This is a genomic window from Escherichia sp. B1147 (genome assembly GCF_001660175.1).
Taxonomy (GTDB): domain Bacteria; phylum Pseudomonadota; class Gammaproteobacteria; order Enterobacterales; family Enterobacteriaceae; genus Escherichia; species Escherichia whittamii.
This window is the reverse complement of the sequence record NZ_LFHY01000026.1, coordinates 34,861-52,581: the sequence shown is the minus strand read 5'-3', so window position 1 is coordinate 52,581 and position 17,721 is coordinate 34,861. Positions and strand designations below refer to the sequence as shown.

Genomic DNA, 17,721 nt, shown 5'->3' with positions numbered 1-17,721 from the left:
TGGGTTTCAGACCATTAAACAGCCTGACTCAGCGCGACGGGAAAAATTGAGGTCGCTGACAACCGCTAAGGCTATCAGCAAAAGGGGATAGCCTTAGGAGTTGATCCTGGATGACAGGATAATGAGCCAGTATCTACTGGGTGTGTCCAAGGCGAATGTCCTCTTAGAGTGATCGTGCGCGCATGTTACGCCAGCAAAATTTTGCCGTCAACACGCAACGGAACACCACAGAACAATAGTTGAACTTCGCGCTTTTTGGTACTCGTCAAGGTCGTTAACAGGATAAAAAAATCCCACATCCAGGACCTATAATGGCGCATCGGCTACTCATTGGTAAAGGAATGATCACCTTGAATCTCAAACGGATTTTTCTCGCCCTCACATTGTTCCCCTGGTTTGCTGTTGCTGCTGATGACTGCGCGCTCTCTGATCCGACGCTGACCGTGCAAACGTATACCGTTAACCCTCAAACAGAGCGGGTGAAAATGTACTGGCAAAAAGCCAATGGCGAAGCATGGGGAACGTTACATTCGCTGCTGGCTGATATTAATAGTCAGGATCAGGTTCAGATGGTGATGAACGGCGGCATCTACGATGAAAACTATGCGCCGCTCGGTTTGTACATCGAAAACGGTCAGCAGAAAGTGGCGTTAAATCTCGCTTCGGGTGAAGGGAACTTCTTTATCCGTCCTGGCGGCGTGTTTTATGTCGCGGAAGATAAAGTCGCTATCGTTCCGCTGCAAACATTTAAAACCAGCGAAAAAATTCAGTATGCGGTGCAGTCAGGGCCATTATTGTTGGAAAACGGCGTCATTAATCCGCGTATTCTTCCCAACGTCGCCTCGCGCAAAATTCGTAATGGAGTAGGGATTAATAAACAAGGGAACGCCGTGTTTTTACTTAGCCAGCAAGCGACAAACTTTTATGATTTCGCCTGCTATGCCAAAGCAAAACTGGACGTCGAGCAGCTGCTTTACCTTGATGGCACGATTTCGCATATGTATGTGAAAGGCGGAGCGATTCCCTGGCAACGATATCCTTTTGTCACCATGATTTCCGTCGAGCAGAAAGGTTAAAACAACCGTTTTGTGTCACTGAATATGGTGCAGATGCCGGATGCGGCGTAAACGCCTTATCCGGCCTACATGACGCTGCAATTTATTGAATCTGCATGATTTTGTAGGCCGTATAAGGTACGCAGCACCGCATCCGACAACGTTACACCGTCTCCAGTCGGGCGTAAGCCGCCACCAGCCATTTGATTCCCTGGCCCTGGAACGCCACCTGCAAGCGGCTATGTTCACCGCTGCCTTCCATATTGACGATAGTCCCTTCGCCAAACTTGGCGTGGCGCACGCGCTGGCCGAGTTTGTAACCGCTGTCGTTCTCAACCATCGGCGTACCCATACGCTGATGGCTGACCGGGCGGCTTACCGTAGCGCGCAGACGCACTTCTTCCACACACTCTTCCGGCAGCTCGCCAATAAAGCGCGACGGGCGATGGTAAACCTCTTTGCCATACAGACGGCGGGTTTCCGCGTAGGTCAGCGTCAGTTTCTGCATCGCGCGGGTTACGCCAACATAGGCCAGACGGCGTTCTTCTTCCAGACGTCCACCTTCATCCAGCGACATCTGGCTTGGGAACATACCCTCTTCCATACCGACGATAAACACCTGCGGGAATTCCAGACCTTTCGCCGAGTGTAGGGTCATCAACTGCACCGCGTCCTGCCAGGTATCCGCCTGCCCTTCGCCCGCTTCCAGCGCCGCGTGGGAGAGGAACGCCTGCAGCGGCATTAAATCTTCGTCTTCTTCGTTGTAGCTGAACTGGCGCGTTGCCGTCACCAGTTCCTCTAAGTTTTCGATACGCGTCTGGCCTTTTTCGCCCTTCTCCTGCTCGTACATAGTGCGCAGGCCGGAGTCTTTAATTACCCGGTCAGTCTGTACATGCAGCGGCATATCGGCAGTTTCTTGCGCTAAGGCGTCAATTAATTCCATAAATCGCTGCAAGGCGCTGGCAGCACGTCCGGCGAGCGCTTTTTCCTGCAACAGTTCACGGCACGCCTGCCACAGTGTTAACTGGCGATCGCGCGACGTCTGACGCACCACGTCCAGTGTCCGGTCACCAATACCGCGGGTTGGCGTATTGACCACGCGCTCAAACGCCGCGTCATCGTTGCGGTTGGCAATCAGGCGCAGATAAGAGAGCGCATCTTTAATTTCCTGACGCTCGAAGAAGCGCATACCGCCATAAATACGGTACGGCATACTCGCCTGGAGGAGCGCCTCTTCCAGCACGCGCGACTGGGCGTTGCTGCGATAGAGAATGGCGCACTCAGCGAGCGCCCCGCCGTTGTCCTGCCAGGTTTTGATGCGGTTAACCACGAAACGCGCTTCATCAAGTTCGTTGAAGGCGCAATAAAGCGAAATCGGCTCACCGTCCGCGCCATCGGTCCACAGTTTTTTACCCAGACGTCCGTTATTGTTTTCAATCAGGGCGTTCGCGGCGCTCAGAATGTTGCTGGTAGAGCGGTAGTTTTGCTCCAGACGGATAGTTTCGGCACCGGGGAAATCATTGAGGAAACGCTGAATATTCTCTACCTGCGCCCCGCGCCAGCCGTAGATTGACTGGTCGTCATCGCCAACGATCATCACTTTGCCAGTGTCACCTGCCAGCAGACGGATCCACGCGTACTGAATGTTGTTGGTATCCTGGAATTCGTCCACCAGGATGTTGGTAAAACGCTCGCGGTAGTGTTGCAGAATATGCGGCTTGTTAAGCCACAGTTCGTGGGCGCGCAGCAGCAGCTCCGCGAAGTCCACCAGACCCGCGCGGTCGCACGCTTCCTGATACGCCTGATAAACCTTCTGCCAGGTCTGCTCCACCGGGTTACCGTAACTCTGAATATGATGCGGACGCAGGCCTTCATCTTTCTGGCTGTTGATGTACCACATTGCCTGGCGCGGCGGCCACTGCTTCTCGTCGAGGTTCATCGCCTTGATCAGACGTTTAAGCAGGCGCAGTTGGTCTTCACTATCAAGAATTTGGAAATCCTGCGGCAGGTTGGCGTCCATATGGTGCGCACGCAGCAGGCGATGCGCCAGCCCGTGGAAAGTACCGACCCACATGCCGCCCTGGCTGGTGCCCATCAGTTGCCCGATACGATGACGCATCTCCGCCGCCGCTTTGTTGGTAAACGTCACCGCCATAATCGAGTATGGCGAGCAGTTTTCCACGCTCATCAGCCAGGCGATACGATGCACCAGAACGCGCGTCTTACCACTGCCCGCACCCGCCAGCACCAGGAGGTTGCTGCGTGGCGCGGCCACCGCTTCGCGCTGTTTGTCATTAAGGCTTTCGAGCAGGTAAGAAACGTCCATTGGCACCGCCGCGTAAAAATAGGTTGGGCGGAGAAGCGCAACGCCCTCCACCAAAAAGCTGGGTATATATACAGATTTGCTGATTATATCAGCGAGGTCAGAGATGCCAACCGGGAAATTTCCAGATGCGGGAGTAAACGGCTGTCCCAGGTTTGCATCAGACAGCTATTTTCCGGTCTGATCCAACAGGCCTGCATTCCGCTGCGAATTGCCCCGCCAACGTCGGTGGTGAGATCGTCCCCAACATGTAAGATCTCGCCGATCGGTACGTTGAGTTTTTCCGCCGCCAGAAAGTACATATCGCTGAACGGTTTCGAGCGTCCGTGCGGGCCAGCGCGCAGCACAAACTCAAAGTAGTCGCCCAGGCCAAAAAGTTCCGGCTGTGCGTTGCCGTTGGTGATCGCCACCAGCGGCCATTTCTTCGCCAGTTGCTTTAAGGTGTCGTGCGTTTGCTGCGGGACGTCGATCCGACTGCGCCATTTGGCAAAGTTGATCATCGCCGCGTGTGCACCTGCACTGGCTTCTTCGGCACTCAGCCCAGCGTCGAGCATCGCTTGTTCAATCGAGCGAAAACGCCAGCGCGTCACGTCGTGATAAATCTCGGGTTCCGCTTCCCGTACCGCCTGACGCAGGCGTTGCAGATCTTCATTCTGGAAGCTGCGCAGCGCCGGATGATAATTTTGCACAAAAGTCAGCGCCTCCCGCTCGGTGCGCAAAATCACCGGACGGTTATCGTAAAGGGTATCATCCAGGTCAAAGGTGAGCGCCGAGATGCGCCCCAAAGGCCGGTAAAAACGCATTATTTCCCCCGTTTGGCGCGTGGATGCGCCGCATCGTACACCGAGGCAAGGTGTTGAAAATCAAGATGAGTATAGATTTGCGTGGTGGAGAGGTTGGCATGACCTAACAGTTCCTGCACACCACGAAGATCGCCGCTCGACTCCAGCATATGGGTAGCGAACGAGTGACGTAATTTATGCGGGTGAACGTGGTTATTCAGCCCTTGTTTTATGCCCCATTCTGCAAAGCGTTTCTGTACATTACGCGCGGAGATACGCTTGCCCAGTTTAGACAGAAAAAGTGCGTCGTCTTCGCTACCAAACAGGTCGCGCAAATCAAGCCAGTGCTCAATCCATGCCACGGCATTACGACCAATCGGCAGGCGGCGCTCTTTGCTGCCTTTCCCCATTACCCACACTTCGCCGGACTCCAGGTCAAGGTGTTTGATATCGAGCCCCACCAGTTCGGAAAGACGCAGACCCGCACCGTACATCACTTCCAGCATCGCCCGGTCGCGCACGGCGAGGGGATCGTTGATATCAATATCCAATAGGCGATTCATATCATCGACGTCGATATTTTTCGGCAGATGACGCGGCGCTTTCGGTGCCGCAACACCTTTTGCCGGGTTAGCTTTGAGTTCGTTCTGGCTGACCAGCCAGTCAAAAAAGCTACGTAGCGCGGAGAGGCGTAATGCAAGGCTTGCCGCGCCCAGCCCTTTACGGCGACTGCGTACAGCAAAATTGCGCACCATCGTCACATCACATTGCTGCCAGCTTTGCAGGCCGTTTTCGCTGGCAAAATTGATGATCGCCTCAAGCTGGCGCTGGTAGTTAAGCAGGGTTATCGGACTAAGCTGCCGCTCCACGCTCAGATAGCGTAGGTAGCGTTCCACATCGGTATGTAAATCGGTCATACGCGTTCAATCCAACGTTCCAGAAGCTCCGGCAACATCAGTGCAATTTCATCAAGTAACTGCGTTCCCTGTCCTTGTTGATAGTGATTGACATCGCGGCTGGTGAACAGCACCACGCCTAAATCAGCATCGCTTCCCAGCATCGACATCGCCACCGATCCCACCGCTTTCGCTTCCGGTAACACCACCAGCAACTCCGGCCCGTTAAGCGGCCCCAGATAATGCTGCTCCTGGCCCAGACGCTGAATACGCAGTGGTTCGAAAGCCTGACGGTTTAATGCCAGATGAGTATGGTTCGACGGCGCACCTAAGCGCCAGCGATCCGGAAACAGGCGCACACTCGCGCCCGCCAACCCTAAATCACGCGCCCAGCGATGAAAACGCATCAGCATATCGTCGAGACTGCTGGCGGCAGTAAGAGTGCGCTGCAAGTAGAGCAAGCGATAAAACAGACCTTCGTTAGCGATAGCCTGTTCCATCAACAGCGACATGTTCTCTTCCAGAACATGAATATGGTTACGCGCGCGAGCCATATGCCACTCGACCAGCGAAACGGTACCACGTACCGGATGCGGCACACGTATCGCTTCAACTGCGCGCGCATTGCGGATAAAAAACTCAGGATTTTTAATCAGATAATCGACAACCGCCCGGTCATCAAGCTCCGTGAGTGTTTCCTGCAGTTCTTCCCCTGGTTGCTTCATAGATGAATAAATCCGTCGTAGACATGTACCGCCGGCCCCGTCATATATAACGGGTGACCCGGGCCTTTCCAGGCGATATCAAGACGACCGCCGGGGAGTTCCACGCGGACTTCTTCGGCCAGCAAACCTTGCAGAATCCCTACCGCCACCGCCGCACACGCGCCGCTGCCGCAGGCCTGGGTTTCTCCTGCCCCACGCTCATAAACGCGTAAACGAATATGCTCGCGCTTAACCACCTGCATGAAACCGATATTAGCGCGTTCCGGAAAACGTTCGTGACTTTCCAGAACTGGGCCCAATGTTTCTACCGCGGCGGTATCGACATCATCGACCTGAATCACGCAGTGCGGATTTCCCATCGACACCACGCCGCATAAGATTGTCTGCTCGGCGGCGCGCATAATATAGGTCTTTTCCGCTTTGTTAGCGCGAAACGGCACGGCGGAAGGTTCGAAGTTAGGTTCACCCATATTGACCCGCACCAGATCGTCATCGGTAACGGTCAGCACCATCCGACCATTGGCAGTGCTGACGCGAATATCGCGCTTATTGGTCAGCCCTTTCAGGCGTACAAAGCGGGCAAAGCAACGGGCGCCATTACCGCATTGCGCCACTTCACTACCATCAGCATTAAAGATGCGATAGTGGAAATCCAGCTCAGGATCGTAAGGCGGTTCGACCACCAACAGCTGATCAAACCCCACACCCAGGTGCCGATCCGCCAGGCGACGAATCAGATCCGGAGAAAAAAAGACATTCTGCGTTACCGCGTCGACGACCATAAAATCGTTGCCAAGGCCATGCATTTTCGAGAACTGCATTATCTACTCCATTCACGCGGGTACAGAAACTGACTTTTAGTAATTCACCTGAGATGGGCCATCGCCAGTGGCGCGGTCGTTTTTATCCGGCAACGTGGATTGTGTTTGCGTCTCTACCGGTTTGGTCGGCGGCGGCGCGTTTTTATCTGCAGGCGGGAAATAGAGCGGACCTTTCAGACCGCAGCCCGTCAGGCTGAAAAGAGTAAGTAATACAGTGAGTGCCTTAAACACGTTTTTCATTATGGATTGCCTGTAAAGTTCATCGCTTTCTGCTTTCTATCATCGCAGGAGAAGACGTAAAAGCAAGCGTTTAGCGACTCTTTATGAAGTCTGAAAAGTGAGGAATTGCTGCGAGTATAACGCTTACACGTGGGGATTTATGTTTTGCTGGTAGTTTCGTGATCGGCACCTCGCGCCAGGATGGCTTTATGCACTATCGCAATGTGGTTTGTTTGTTGTCTTTTTTAGTTCCGTCAGCGTGAGGATGCTCGCTCGGTGAACCTGATCATAATGTTTACCTGAAACAGGGAAAGGCGTGGTGTACCTGCGCCCTAATGAAGAGACAAATCTTTCGCTATACAGAGATATTATTATTCCAGTGACGGATGAATCGTGCCGGAACGCAGCCGCAGAGATGCAAACTTTGAAGCCCTGACCCCATGCCGCTATACTGCCGCCATCACTTAAAAACAGGATACAACAATGAACGACAGTGAATTTCATCGCCTGGCTGACCAACTGTGGCTAACCATTGAAGAACACCTGGACGACTGGGATGGCGACAGCGATATCGACTGCGAAATCAACGGCGGCGTGCTGACCATTACCTTTGAAAACGGCAGCAAAATCATTATCAACCGTCAGGAACCACTGCACCAGGTGTGGCTGGCGACCAAACAGAGCGGCTACCATTTTGACCTGAAAGGCGATGAGTGGATTTGCGATCGCAGCGGCGAAACCTTCTGGGATTTGCTGGAACAGGCGGCAACGCAGCAGGCGGGTGAAACAGTCAGTTTCCGCTAAGATTGCATGCCGGATAAGCCTCGCTTTCCGGCACATTCATCACGAAAAATACTGCTGTAGCAGCGGCGTATCGTTGTCCTGATTGGCAGGCGGCATATTGCCGATAGATTTGGTGCGGAAGGGTATAACCTGTTCCCGACCATCGATCTTCACAATCTGATAGAACTGCGGCAAGTTGAAGTTAATGAAACTGGAGCCGTAGGTGAAACGATCGTGCGATGACGAGTAGAAGCGGCTGACGTCACGCACCAGCTCCTCTTTGCTGCCTTCGCAGTGGTGATACACCTCAACGCGGTTACTTTCGTCGAGAATGTAGATATTAAAGCCATTCTCGTCTTGAGTTTCTTCGAAGAAGAACTGGATGATCCCTTCGCTGGCAAAGCCGTCTACCACCGCCGGTAATTTGACGTGATTGGTTTCAACCTGTACTGACAGACCGTGCAGTTTGTTATGCGAAATAGCGCCATAGAACTCGATGGCATTTTCCAGTTTCTGTACCGACACATTCAGGCGCTCGAAGAACAAGCCCCAAGTCTGGCCAGAAACGCGCAGCGCCTTGAAGCGCCCGGTTTCCTGACGGGTGCTGGAAAGACGCAGTTCAATACATTCCGAAACCAGTTGCTGCACGCGAGTACGAATTAAGCCGCGCAGATGCTGGCTATAACAGAAGACTTCCACGCTATCCGGCGGCGCGGCGTCCTGGTGCATTTTGCCGAGAATGGTTTTCAGGGCTTCAATCATCGACTGCTCGCCGTTGAAATGCAGCGTGCGCACTTCATTCCATGAGTTGCGATACAACAGATCAACACTGCCCACAAGGCATTTTTGCTCTTCTCCAAAGCTGAAGACGTCCAGCTTACGGAAATCAAAATGCACTACCTGATTACGAAACGCTGTCGTTGGGTCATATTCCAGGTTAACGATAATCGCCAGATGGCGAATCTCACAAGGGCTGTAGAGCGCCTTCGGCGTCGGTGCGGGTAGGCGCAATGGGAAATGGTGCGACACATCAGCGACCATTTCCTGCAACTTCGGCAAGTCGACAATGCCGTTGCCTTTAATGTACAAACGGGTACGCGAGGTCAGCAGGCCGTTAAACCATGCCCACGCCACCAGTTTGTTCAGGTAACGGTTATATTCCAGCGGTTGATGGCTGATGATCGACTCTATTGTCGGCGCACGGTTATACAGATACCAGCCAGAGCGATTAGCACGGCCCGGCGGCACATAAATAAAGGTCAGATTTGGCTCGGAAAGATCAGGTGAAATCTGCGGGTTCACCAGCGTCACTTTACCCGGTAATGCTTCAAACGCCGCGTACAGTTTACGCGTCAGCACGCCGATATCCTGCGGGCTGGCGGAGACGCTAAGGTTATTGCGGCGCGCAAAGCGGATCAGATTACGGTAGCTCTGCATCATCGCGTCGAGAAGTTCGTTGTGCGCCTCACGCACCTGATCAATCTTCCAGTTGGCACGGTTATCAAGCATTGCCAGACGAGTATCGTCCCATTCCCACTCTTTCACCAGCTGGCTTAACACTTCACGACGCCAGCCTACGCAGGCGCGTTCGCGGCTAAGTTTTTCGCACACTTTTAAATAGAAGCAGCGGCGTACTAAATCCAGACGAGTGAAATCTTCAATCGCCGTCAGGTATTCAGTAACACGCTCCAGCATCATGCAGTACGGATCGAGGCCAAACGACACAATCTCGCCGTCGTGCAAACGCTGTTTGATATCTTTCGCCAGCAGGCGTGGGTTCGGGTATTCCCAGGAATAAGCTTCCAGCAGCAGTGTTTTCAGCACCGCTTTGTACGGGGAGTCGATACTTTTGTAGAGTTGCCAAAGGCTGGCACCGAAGTACTCTTCAGCGGAAAGCGAGCTTAAGCCGCCGAGATCCAGCCATTCATTTGGCGTCAGCACGCCCTGCGCGTAAAGCGTCATTACGTAGTCATCGTAATGCTCTTCTTCGTCGCACGGCACCATATTCCACAGAATACGCTTACCGGCGAGACGCACGGCGGTACGATAAAATTCATCAAGTAGCAGTATATGCTGGGTGGAGCCGCAATCTTCGCCCCCCAGACTGCCACTCTCGTTGTGGCGGAAACGGTTTTCATCAATCAGGAAGAAGCTAACTTCCACACCCAGCGAGGCGGCCCAGTTTTCCAGCAGGCTGCATTTACGCTGTAGTAATTGGCGCTCTTCGCTATCGAGCCAGGATTGATGACAGACCCAGATATCCAGGTCAGAGGAACAACTTTGCCCTACGGACGAAGTACTGCCCATGGTGTATACGCCAGTAATAGGAAGCTCGCCTTTTGGCGGGTCCTGTACTGACATTCCACGGTACAGTTCAAGTTCGTTCAGGTAGTGGCGTTGGGTTTCATCAGGCGTGTAGAGGCAAATGCCTTTGGGAACGTTACCATCAAGGTAACCCGGCATTAGCGGATGGTGATAGTGCAACAATGTAGGCAGCAGACTGTAAACCTGTTGGAATGCAGGCCCCATGGCAGCAAGCGCGCGATCCACGCGCAATTGATTTATGGCATCCAGTCTCTGTTTCAGAGTCTCAATATAGAGGTACAAGACGTATCGCCTGATTTGCTACCCGTCATGTCTATGGTTCCGGCAACATCAACGGAAACACGCAGCATTCGGGATATTTCGTATGTCAAAGGTAACTGTTACCACTTTCCGCGCCTGGTTTTTTTAGTTTCACGACGAAAAAATGGTCTAAAACGTGATCAATTTAACACCTTGCTGATTGACCGTAAAGAAAGATGCGCTACATACAAGTGTAGCACCGTTTATTCTCTGTAAATTCCTTATTACGACGGCTTGAAGCGCCAGTCAGGATCCACTTTACGTTTTGCATTAACGTCAACGTTTCACCACAGCACTGACATCGCTCCAGCAAGGATGTTAGGATGGACCACGGATGATAATGACGGTAACAAGCATGTTAGACAATGTTTTAAGAATTGCCACACGCCAAAGCCCACTTGCACTCTGGCAGGCACACTATGTCAAAGACAAGTTGATGGCGAGCCATCCGGGATTAGTCGTTGAGCTAGTACCGATGGTGACGCGCGGCGATGTAATTCTTGATACGCCGCTGGCGAAAGTAGGCGGAAAAGGCTTATTTGTTAAAGAGCTGGAAGTCGCGCTCCTGGAAAACCGCGCCGATATCGCCGTACATTCGATGAAAGATGTGCCGGTTGAATTCCCGCAGGGTCTGGGACTGGTCACCATTTGCGAACGCGAAGATCCGCGTGATGCCTTTGTGTCCAATAATTATGACAGCCTGGATGCGTTACCGGCTGGCAGTATCGTCGGGACTTCCAGTTTACGTCGCCAGTGCCAACTGGCTGAACGCCGCCCGGACCTGATTATTCGCTCTCTGCGTGGAAATGTTGGGACACGCCTTAGCAAGCTGGATAACGGTGAATACGATGCCATTATTCTTGCCGTGGCCGGATTAAAACGTTTAGGGCTGGAGTCCCGCATTCGCGCTGCGCTGCCCCCTGAAATTTCTCTTCCGGCAGTCGGACAAGGTGCAGTAGGTATTGAATGCCGCCTTGATGATACGCGTACCCGCGAGCTTCTTGCCGCGCTTAATCACCATGAAACCGCGCTACGCGTCACCGCTGAACGTGCAATGAATACCCGTCTGGAAGGAGGTTGTCAGGTGCCGATTGGCAGCTATGCCGAACTTGTCGACGGAAAAATCTGGTTGCGTGCGCTGGTCGGTGCACCAGACGGTTCACAGATTATTCGTGGTGAACGCCACGGCGCGCCGCAGGATGCCGAGCAAATGGGGATTTCACTGGCAGAAGAGCTACTGAATAACGGTGCACGGGAGATTCTCGCTGAAGTCTACAACGGAGACGCGCCAGCATGAGTATCCTGGTCACCCGCCCATCTCCAGCTGGAGAAGAGTTAGTGAGCCGTCTGCGCACACTGGGGCAGGTGGCCTGGCATTTTCCGCTGATTGAGTTTTCCCCTGGTCGGCAATTACCGCAACTTGCCGACCAGCTATCAGCACTTGGTGAAGGCGATCTATTGTTTGCCCTTTCGCAACACGCCGTTGCTTTTGCCCAATCACAGCTGCATCAGCAAGATCGTAAATGGCCCCGGCTACCCATTTATTTCGCCATCGGCCGCACCACTGCGCTGGCGCTGCATACCGTGAGCGGACACCTGGTTCGTTATCCGCAGGATCGGGAAATCAGTGAAGTCTTGCTACAATTACCTGAATTACAAAATATTGCTGGCAAACGTGCGCTGATATTACGTGGCAACGGCGGTCGTGAGCTGATTGGAGAAACTCTGACGGCACGCGGTGCTGAAGTCACTTTTTGTGAATGTTATCAACGGTGTGCAATTCATTATGACGGTGCAGAAGAGGCGATGCGTTGGCAATCCCGCGAGGTGACGACCGTCGTTGTTACCAGCGGTGAAATGTTGCATCAACTCTGGTCATTGATCCCACAATGGTATCGTGAGCACTGGTTACTACGCTGTCGGCTTTTGGTCGTCAGTGAGCGTTTGGCGAAACTCGCCCGGGAACTGGGCTGGAATGACATTAAGGTCGCCGATAACGCTGACAACGATGCGCTATTACGGGCATTACAATAACTCTCATAACAGGAAGCCATAATGACGGAACAAGAAAAAACCTCCGCCGTGGTTGAAGATACCAGGGAGGCCGTGGACACCACGCCACAACCTGTCGTTGCAGAAAAGAAGAGTAAGAACAGTACCGCTCTGATTCTCAGTGCGGTGGCTATCGCCATTGCTCTGGCAGCAGGCGTCGGTTTGTATGGCTGGGGTAAGCAACAGGCCGTCAGTCAGACTGCCACCAGCGATGCCCTGGCGAGCCAACTCACGGCACTGCAAAAAGCCCAGGAAACCCAAAAAGCGGAGCTGGAAGGCATTATTAGGCAACAGGCTGCACAGCTAGAACAGGCGAATCGTCAGCAAGAAACGTTGGCAAAACAGCTGGATGAAGTCCAACAAAAGGTCGCCACCATCTCTGGTAGCGATGCCAAAACCTGGCTTCTCGCACAGGCGGACTTTCTGGTAAAACTTGCCGGACGTAAACTCTGGAGCGATCAGGACGTCACCACCGCAGCGGCGTTACTGAAAAGCGCTGATGCCAGCCTGGCAGATATGAATGACCCCAGTCTTATTGCCGTTCGTCGGGCAATTACCGATGATATCGCCAGCCTTTCTGCGGTATCGCAGGTGGATTATGACGGCATTATTCTTAAGCTGAATCAGCTTTCTAATCAGGTAGATAACCTGCGTCTGGCCGACAATGACAGCGATGGTTCGCCGATGGATTCCGACGGTGAAGAGCTTTCCAGCTCCATCAGTGAATGGCGCGTCAATCTGCAAAAAAGCTGGCAGAGTTTTATGGACAACTTCATTACGATTCGCCGTCGTGATGATACTGCCGTACCGCTGTTAGCGCCGAATCAGGATATCTATCTGCGCGAAAATATTCGTTCCCGTCTGCTGGTCGCCGCACAAGCTGTGCCGCGTCATCAGGAAGAGACTTACCGCCAGGCGCTGGAGAATGTCTCCACCTGGGTTCGTGCTTATTACGATACTGACGATGCGACGACCAAAGCATTCCTCGACGAGGTGGACCAGTTAAGTCAACAGACTATTTCGATGGATCTCCCGGAAACCCTGCAAAGCCAGGCGATGCTGGAAAAACTGATGCAGACCCGCGTGCGTAACCTGCTGGCACAACCGGCAGCGAAGGCAACGGAAGCTAAACCTGCACCTGCACCTGCACCTGCACCTGCACCTGCACCTGCACCGCAAGCTGATGCTCCGGCAGTCGCGCCGCAAGGAGAATAACCATGCTAAAAGTGTTATTGCTCTTTGTGTTGCTGATTGCGGGGATCGTAGTTGGCCCGATGATCGCCGGCCATCAAGGTTATGTGCTAATCCAGACCGATAACTACAATATCGAAACCAGCGTCACTGGCCTGGCGATCATTTTGATTCTTGCGATGGTCGTGCTGTTTGCCATTGAGTGGCTACTACGGCGAATCTTCCGCACCGGTGCGCACACCCGGGGTTGGTTTGTCGGACGTAAGCGTCGCCGCGCACGGAAGCAAACTGAACAAGCGCTGCTAAAACTGGCGGAAGGCGATTATCAGCAAGTTGAAAAGCTGCTGTCAAAAAATGCCGATCATGCTGAACAACCGGTGGTGAACTATCTTCTGGCCGCCGAAGCCGCACAGCAACGAGGTGATGAAGCACGCGCCAACCAACATCTGGAACGTGCCGCGGAGCTGGCTGGCAACGACACCATTCCGGTGGAAATCACCCGTGTACGTCTGCAACTGGCCCGTAATGAAAATCACGCAGCTCGCCACGGCGTAGATAAGTTGCTGGAAGTCACGCCACGCCATCCGGAAGTGCTGCGTCTGGCGGAACAGGCGTATATCCGCACCGGTGCGTGGAGTTCACTGCTGGATATCATCCCGTCGATGGCAAAAGCCCACGTTGGCGATGAAGAACATCGTGCAATGCTGGAACAACAGGCATGGATTGGCCTGATGAATCAGGCGCGAGCCGATGACGGCAGCGAAGGTTTACGTAACTGGTGGAAAAACCAAAGCCGGAAAACGCGTCATCAGGTGGCGTTGCAGGTGGCAATGGCGGAACATCTTATCGAGTGTGATGACCATGACACAGCCCAGCAAATTATTATCGACGGCCTGAAACGCCAGTATGACGATCGCCTGCTGCTGCCAGTTCCACGACTGAAAACCAACAATCCGGAACAGCTTGAAAAAGTGCTACGCCAGCAAATCAAAAACGTCGGCGATCGCCCACTGTTGTGGAGCACATTGGGCCAGTCACTGATGAAGCACGGCGAATGGCAGGAAGCATCCCTCGCCTTCCGCGCGGCGCTGAAACAACGCCCGGACGCCTACGATTACGCATGGCTTGCCGACGCGCTGGACAGACTGCACAAGCCGGAAGAAGCCGCATCGATGCGCCGCGACGGCTTGATGTTGACGTTGCAGAACAACCCGCCGCAGTAATTTATATCGCCTCGTTCAGAGGCGATATTTTTTTACAAGGATGTCAAAATGCGCATGCCGTCCAACTCTCTTTTCCGCTTGCCATCTCCTGAAATTAATCCTGTTCAGGCAAGGTTGTTGCTTTGCTTTTTGATATGCACTGCTCTGGCTGGCCTAAGCTGGTTGATTATTTCCTTCGTGCGTACGGGCAACACCTTCATCTTCTGGTTAACACTTTTTATTGTGTCTCTGATAGCCGCTGCGAAGCAGGAGAAAATAAAGCTCCTCGAGAAGCGGCGAATCATGGCCGATAAACGTCAGGGACTTTCCATTTGTCAGTTCGCACGCCAGTTTACCCCCCGAAGCGTAGATACATGGATCATTCGGGCTGTGTGGAATACCTTGCAAGAAAATGGCTATATCGGTTACCCACTGCCACTTAAAGCCGACGATAAACTGGACGAAGATCTGGATTTAGTAAACGATGCCGTTGAGTTAGAAGAGCTGGTTGAAGATATCGCCGCTCGCTGCGGACGCGATTTAACAGGAATAGAGAATAATCAGTTTCTTCCCATCGTCACGGTAGGCTCTCTTGTAAGAGTGCTAAATGCACAACCAATGACGCAGGAGCGACGTAATCTGTTGTTTATTCAGCCATAAAAAAACGCCTGCTCTTATTACGGAGCAGGCGTTAAAACAGGTCTGTATGACAACAAATGGGTGCTTCACTCAACGTTGTGTCCATGGTGTCTGATGAGGCATAAGCGACATCTGTCAGTGGACGATAAGCACCGTAAACGGCTCTGCGTCATTCCTAAGTTTATGAGGCACTAAGGCGAACATAAGAGATGGAATGAGCATCTACTCAATTATTATGCCATACAGCTCGGGAAATAACATCCTTTAATACTTGTTATGAGACAATTCTGCAATACAGGTTTCTTTCGTTCGCAATACTTACCTGAGCAAATATTATCCAGAACCTTACTCTCTTTAATTATAAATACTGTGAATTGTTAAAAACATTCAATAACAAATCTATATATTAATTACACTCCTAATCAAAAACAGCACCAATAATCAACGCTATACAATAAACCGGTCTTACATATCCCCCACACCGGGGGTAGGATTGAAAGCGCTCTCCTGATCTTTCGATTTATTCTCATGGCAAATAAATAATTTATTTTCATCATAATTATTTATGTACCCATTTTATCAGGGAGAGGGATCTCAATTATCAATGCTTAATTACGTCATCCATTTAATGACATGAAACCGGAGCATTTTGCATGGAAATTTCGTTTTCACCCAAACTACTGGTGATCGCCGTCGCCGCCGCTATTCCTTTGTTGGCCAGTGCTGCAGATACCCCATCAACCGCCACCGCGCGTGAAGGCTATGCCGGGTATAATCACCCCAATCAGTATTTGGTTAAACCGGCGACCACCATTGCCGATAATATGATGCCTGTGATGCAGCATCCGGCACAGGATAAAGAAACCCAGCAGAAGCTGGCGGAATTAGAGAAAAAGACCGGTAAGAAACCGAACGTGGTTGTTTTCTTACTGGATGACGTGGGCTGGATGGATGTCGGCTTTAATGGCGGTGGCGTGGCGGTAGGAAATCCAACGCCAGATATTGACGCCGTTGCCAGCCAGGGATTGATTTTAACCTCTGCGTATTCTCAACCGAGTTCTTCCCCGACCCGCGCCACCATTCTCACCGGACAATATTCTATCCACCACGGCATTCTGATGCCGCCGATGTACGGACAACCGGGCGGGCTGCAAGGGCTAACTACCCTGCCGCAATTGCTGCACGACCAGGGTTACGTCACTCAGGCCATCGGGAAATGGCATATGGGGGAAAACAAAGAGTCGCAGCCGCAGAACGTCGGCTTTGATGATTTCCGTGGCTTCAACTCAGTGTCCGATATGTATACCGAATGGCGCGATGTTCACGTCAATCCGGAAGTCGCCCTGAGTCCGGACCGTTCTGAATACATCAAGCAATTACCATTTAGCAAAGATGATGTTCATGCTGTACGCGGCGGCGAACAGGAGGCCATTGCTGACATTACGCCGAAGTATATGGAAGACCTGGATCAACGCTGGATGGAATATGGCGTTAAGTTCCTCGACAAGATGGCGAAGAGCGATAAACCTTTCTTCTTATATTACGGTACGCGCGGCTGCCACTTCGATAACTACCCGAACGCCAAATATGCGGGGAGTTCTCCGGCCCGTACCTCGTATGGCGACTGCATGGTAGAGATGAATGATGTGTTCGCTAATCTCTATAAAACGCTGGAGAAAAACGGTCAGCTGGATAACACGCTTATTGTCTTCACCTCCGATAACGGTCCGGAGGTCGAAGTGCCACCGCACGGTCGCACACCGTTCCGTGGTGCGAAAGGGTCTACCTGGGAAGGCGGCGTTCGCGTTCCGACTTTCGTGTACTGGAAAGGCATGATCCAACCGCGTAAATCTGACGGCATTGTTGATCTGGCAGATCTCTTCCCAACAGCACTGGATCTGGCGGGGCATCCTGGCGCGAAAGTCGCGAATTTAGTGCCGAAAACCACCTTTATTGATGGTGTGGACCAGACATCTTTCTTCCTGGGAACAAACGGTCAGTCTAACCGTAAGGCCGAGCACTACTTCCTCAACGGCAAACTCTCTGCTGTACGTATGGATGAGTTCAAATACCATGTGCTGATTCAGCAGCCATACGCTTATACCCAGAGCGGGTATCAGGGTGGGTTCACCGGCACGGTCATGCAAACTGCCGGATCGTCGGTATTTAACCTCTACACCGATCCACAGGAAAGCGACTCTATCGGCGTGCGCCATATTCCGATGGGAGTGCCACTACAAACGGAAATGCACGCGTATATGGAGATCCTGAAAAAATATCCACCACGTGCGCAGATTAAATCGGACTAAGCCGGCGCTATCGCTAAATCGGGCTGCTCTGCTCTTGCCGGATGCGGCGTGAACGCCTTATCCGGCCTACGAAATCGTGCAAATTCAATAAATTGCAGC

Annotated in this window: 16 protein-coding genes and 1 pseudogene; 9 read left to right on the top strand and 8 right to left on the bottom strand. The window is 52.5% G+C overall.

The features are described from left to right. Positions 1-93: 93 nt before the first annotated feature. A complete protein-coding gene (gene ysgD, locus A9180_RS24665) occupies positions 94-150 on the bottom strand; it encodes a YsgD/CorL family protein (RefSeq protein WP_212723238.1) in 57 nt (18 codons plus the stop codon). 161 nt (positions 151-311) lie between these two features. Here ysgD and A9180_RS21755 point away from each other — a divergent pair, with 161 nt between their 5' ends. Then, positions 312-1,076 (top strand): phosphodiester glycosidase family protein, encoded by a 765-nt coding sequence (locus A9180_RS21755; protein WP_064530551.1) that lies wholly within the window; start codon positions 312-314, stop codon positions 1,074-1,076. A 142-nt stretch (positions 1,077-1,218) separates the two neighbouring features. Here the strand turns inward: A9180_RS21755 and uvrD are convergent, their stop codons facing one another. From uvrD to lptM, 6 genes are all read right to left on the bottom strand, one after another. Beyond that, the gene (gene uvrD / locus A9180_RS21750) at positions 1,219-3,381 is read right to left on the bottom strand and encodes a DNA helicase II (RefSeq protein WP_000383446.1); all 2,163 of its coding nucleotides are present in this window, start codon (positions 3,379-3,381) and stop codon (positions 1,219-1,221) included. An 83-nt stretch (positions 3,382-3,464) separates the two neighbouring features. Continuing rightward, positions 3,465-4,181: a 5-amino-6-(5-phospho-D-ribitylamino)uracil phosphatase YigB gene (gene yigB, locus A9180_RS21745; protein ID WP_064530550.1), complete on the bottom strand. Its 717-nt coding sequence runs from the start codon at positions 4,179-4,181 to the stop codon at positions 3,465-3,467. After that, positions 4,181-5,077 (bottom strand): tyrosine recombinase XerC, encoded by an 897-nt coding sequence (xerC, locus tag A9180_RS21740; protein ID WP_064530549.1) that lies wholly within the window; start codon positions 5,075-5,077, stop codon positions 4,181-4,183. Before xerC ends, yigB begins: the two co-directional genes overlap by 1 nt. Continuing rightward, positions 5,074-5,781, bottom strand: a complete 708-nt coding sequence (locus A9180_RS21735; RefSeq protein WP_064530548.1) for a DUF484 domain-containing protein — start codon at positions 5,779-5,781, stop codon at positions 5,074-5,076. Before A9180_RS21735 ends, xerC begins: the two co-directional genes overlap by 4 nt. Then, positions 5,778-6,602 carry a diaminopimelate epimerase gene (dapF, locus tag A9180_RS21730; RefSeq protein WP_064530547.1) on the bottom strand — a complete coding sequence of 275 codons (825 nt, stop codon included), beginning with the start codon at positions 6,600-6,602 and terminating at the stop codon, positions 5,778-5,780. Before dapF ends, A9180_RS21735 begins: the two co-directional genes overlap by 4 nt. A gap of 36 nt (positions 6,603-6,638) precedes the next feature. Next, entirely contained in the window at positions 6,639-6,842 is a 204-nt protein-coding gene (lptM, locus tag A9180_RS21725) for an LPS translocon maturation chaperone LptM (protein WP_021581201.1), read from the bottom strand. A gap of 158 nt (positions 6,843-7,000) precedes the next feature. Here lptM and A9180_RS24860 point away from each other — a divergent pair. Together A9180_RS24860 and cyaY are read left to right on the top strand one after the other, a co-directional pair. Next, positions 7,001-7,179 (top strand): annotated as a pseudogene (locus A9180_RS24860) (DKNYY family protein); the annotation flags it as partial. Between the two features lie 125 nt (positions 7,180-7,304). After that, the gene (gene cyaY / locus A9180_RS21720; RefSeq protein WP_064530546.1) at positions 7,305-7,625 is read left to right on the top strand and encodes an iron donor protein CyaY; all 321 of its coding nucleotides are present in this window, start codon (positions 7,305-7,307) and stop codon (positions 7,623-7,625) included. 39 nt (positions 7,626-7,664) lie between these two features. On the opposite strand, the gene cyaA is transcribed toward cyaY, so the two are convergent. Next, entirely contained in the window at positions 7,665-10,211 is a 2,547-nt protein-coding gene (cyaA, locus tag A9180_RS21715; protein ID WP_064530545.1) for a class I adenylate cyclase, read from the bottom strand. Positions 10,212-10,584: 373 nt separating this feature from the next. Between cyaA and hemC the strand changes: the two genes are divergently transcribed. From hemC to aslA, 6 genes are all read left to right on the top strand, one after another. After that, complete coding sequence (gene hemC / locus A9180_RS21710; RefSeq protein WP_064530544.1) at positions 10,585-11,526, top strand: hydroxymethylbilane synthase; 942 nt, start codon at positions 10,585-10,587, stop codon at positions 11,524-11,526. Continuing rightward, positions 11,523-12,263, top strand: coding sequence for a uroporphyrinogen-III synthase (gene hemD, locus A9180_RS21705; protein WP_064530543.1), 741 nt, complete (start codon positions 11,523-11,525; stop codon positions 12,261-12,263). The genes hemC and hemD overlap by 4 nt, the downstream gene beginning before the upstream one ends. A 21-nt stretch (positions 12,264-12,284) precedes the next feature. After that, the gene (hemX, locus tag A9180_RS21700) at positions 12,285-13,496 is read left to right on the top strand and encodes a uroporphyrinogen-III C-methyltransferase (RefSeq protein ID WP_064530542.1); all 1,212 of its coding nucleotides are present in this window, start codon (positions 12,285-12,287) and stop codon (positions 13,494-13,496) included. Between the two features lie 2 nt (positions 13,497-13,498). Continuing rightward, positions 13,499-14,695, top strand: coding sequence for a protoheme IX biogenesis protein HemY (gene hemY, locus A9180_RS21695; protein WP_064530541.1), 1,197 nt, complete (start codon positions 13,499-13,501; stop codon positions 14,693-14,695). A gap of 48 nt (positions 14,696-14,743) precedes the next feature. Further along, positions 14,744-15,334 (top strand): hypothetical protein, encoded by a 591-nt coding sequence (locus A9180_RS21690; RefSeq protein WP_064530540.1) that lies wholly within the window; start codon positions 14,744-14,746, stop codon positions 15,332-15,334. 632 nt (positions 15,335-15,966) lie between these two features. Continuing rightward, entirely contained in the window at positions 15,967-17,622 is a 1,656-nt protein-coding gene (aslA, locus tag A9180_RS21685) for an arylsulfatase AslA (RefSeq protein WP_064530539.1), read from the top strand. The last annotated feature ends 99 nt before the right edge of the window (positions 17,623-17,721 follow it).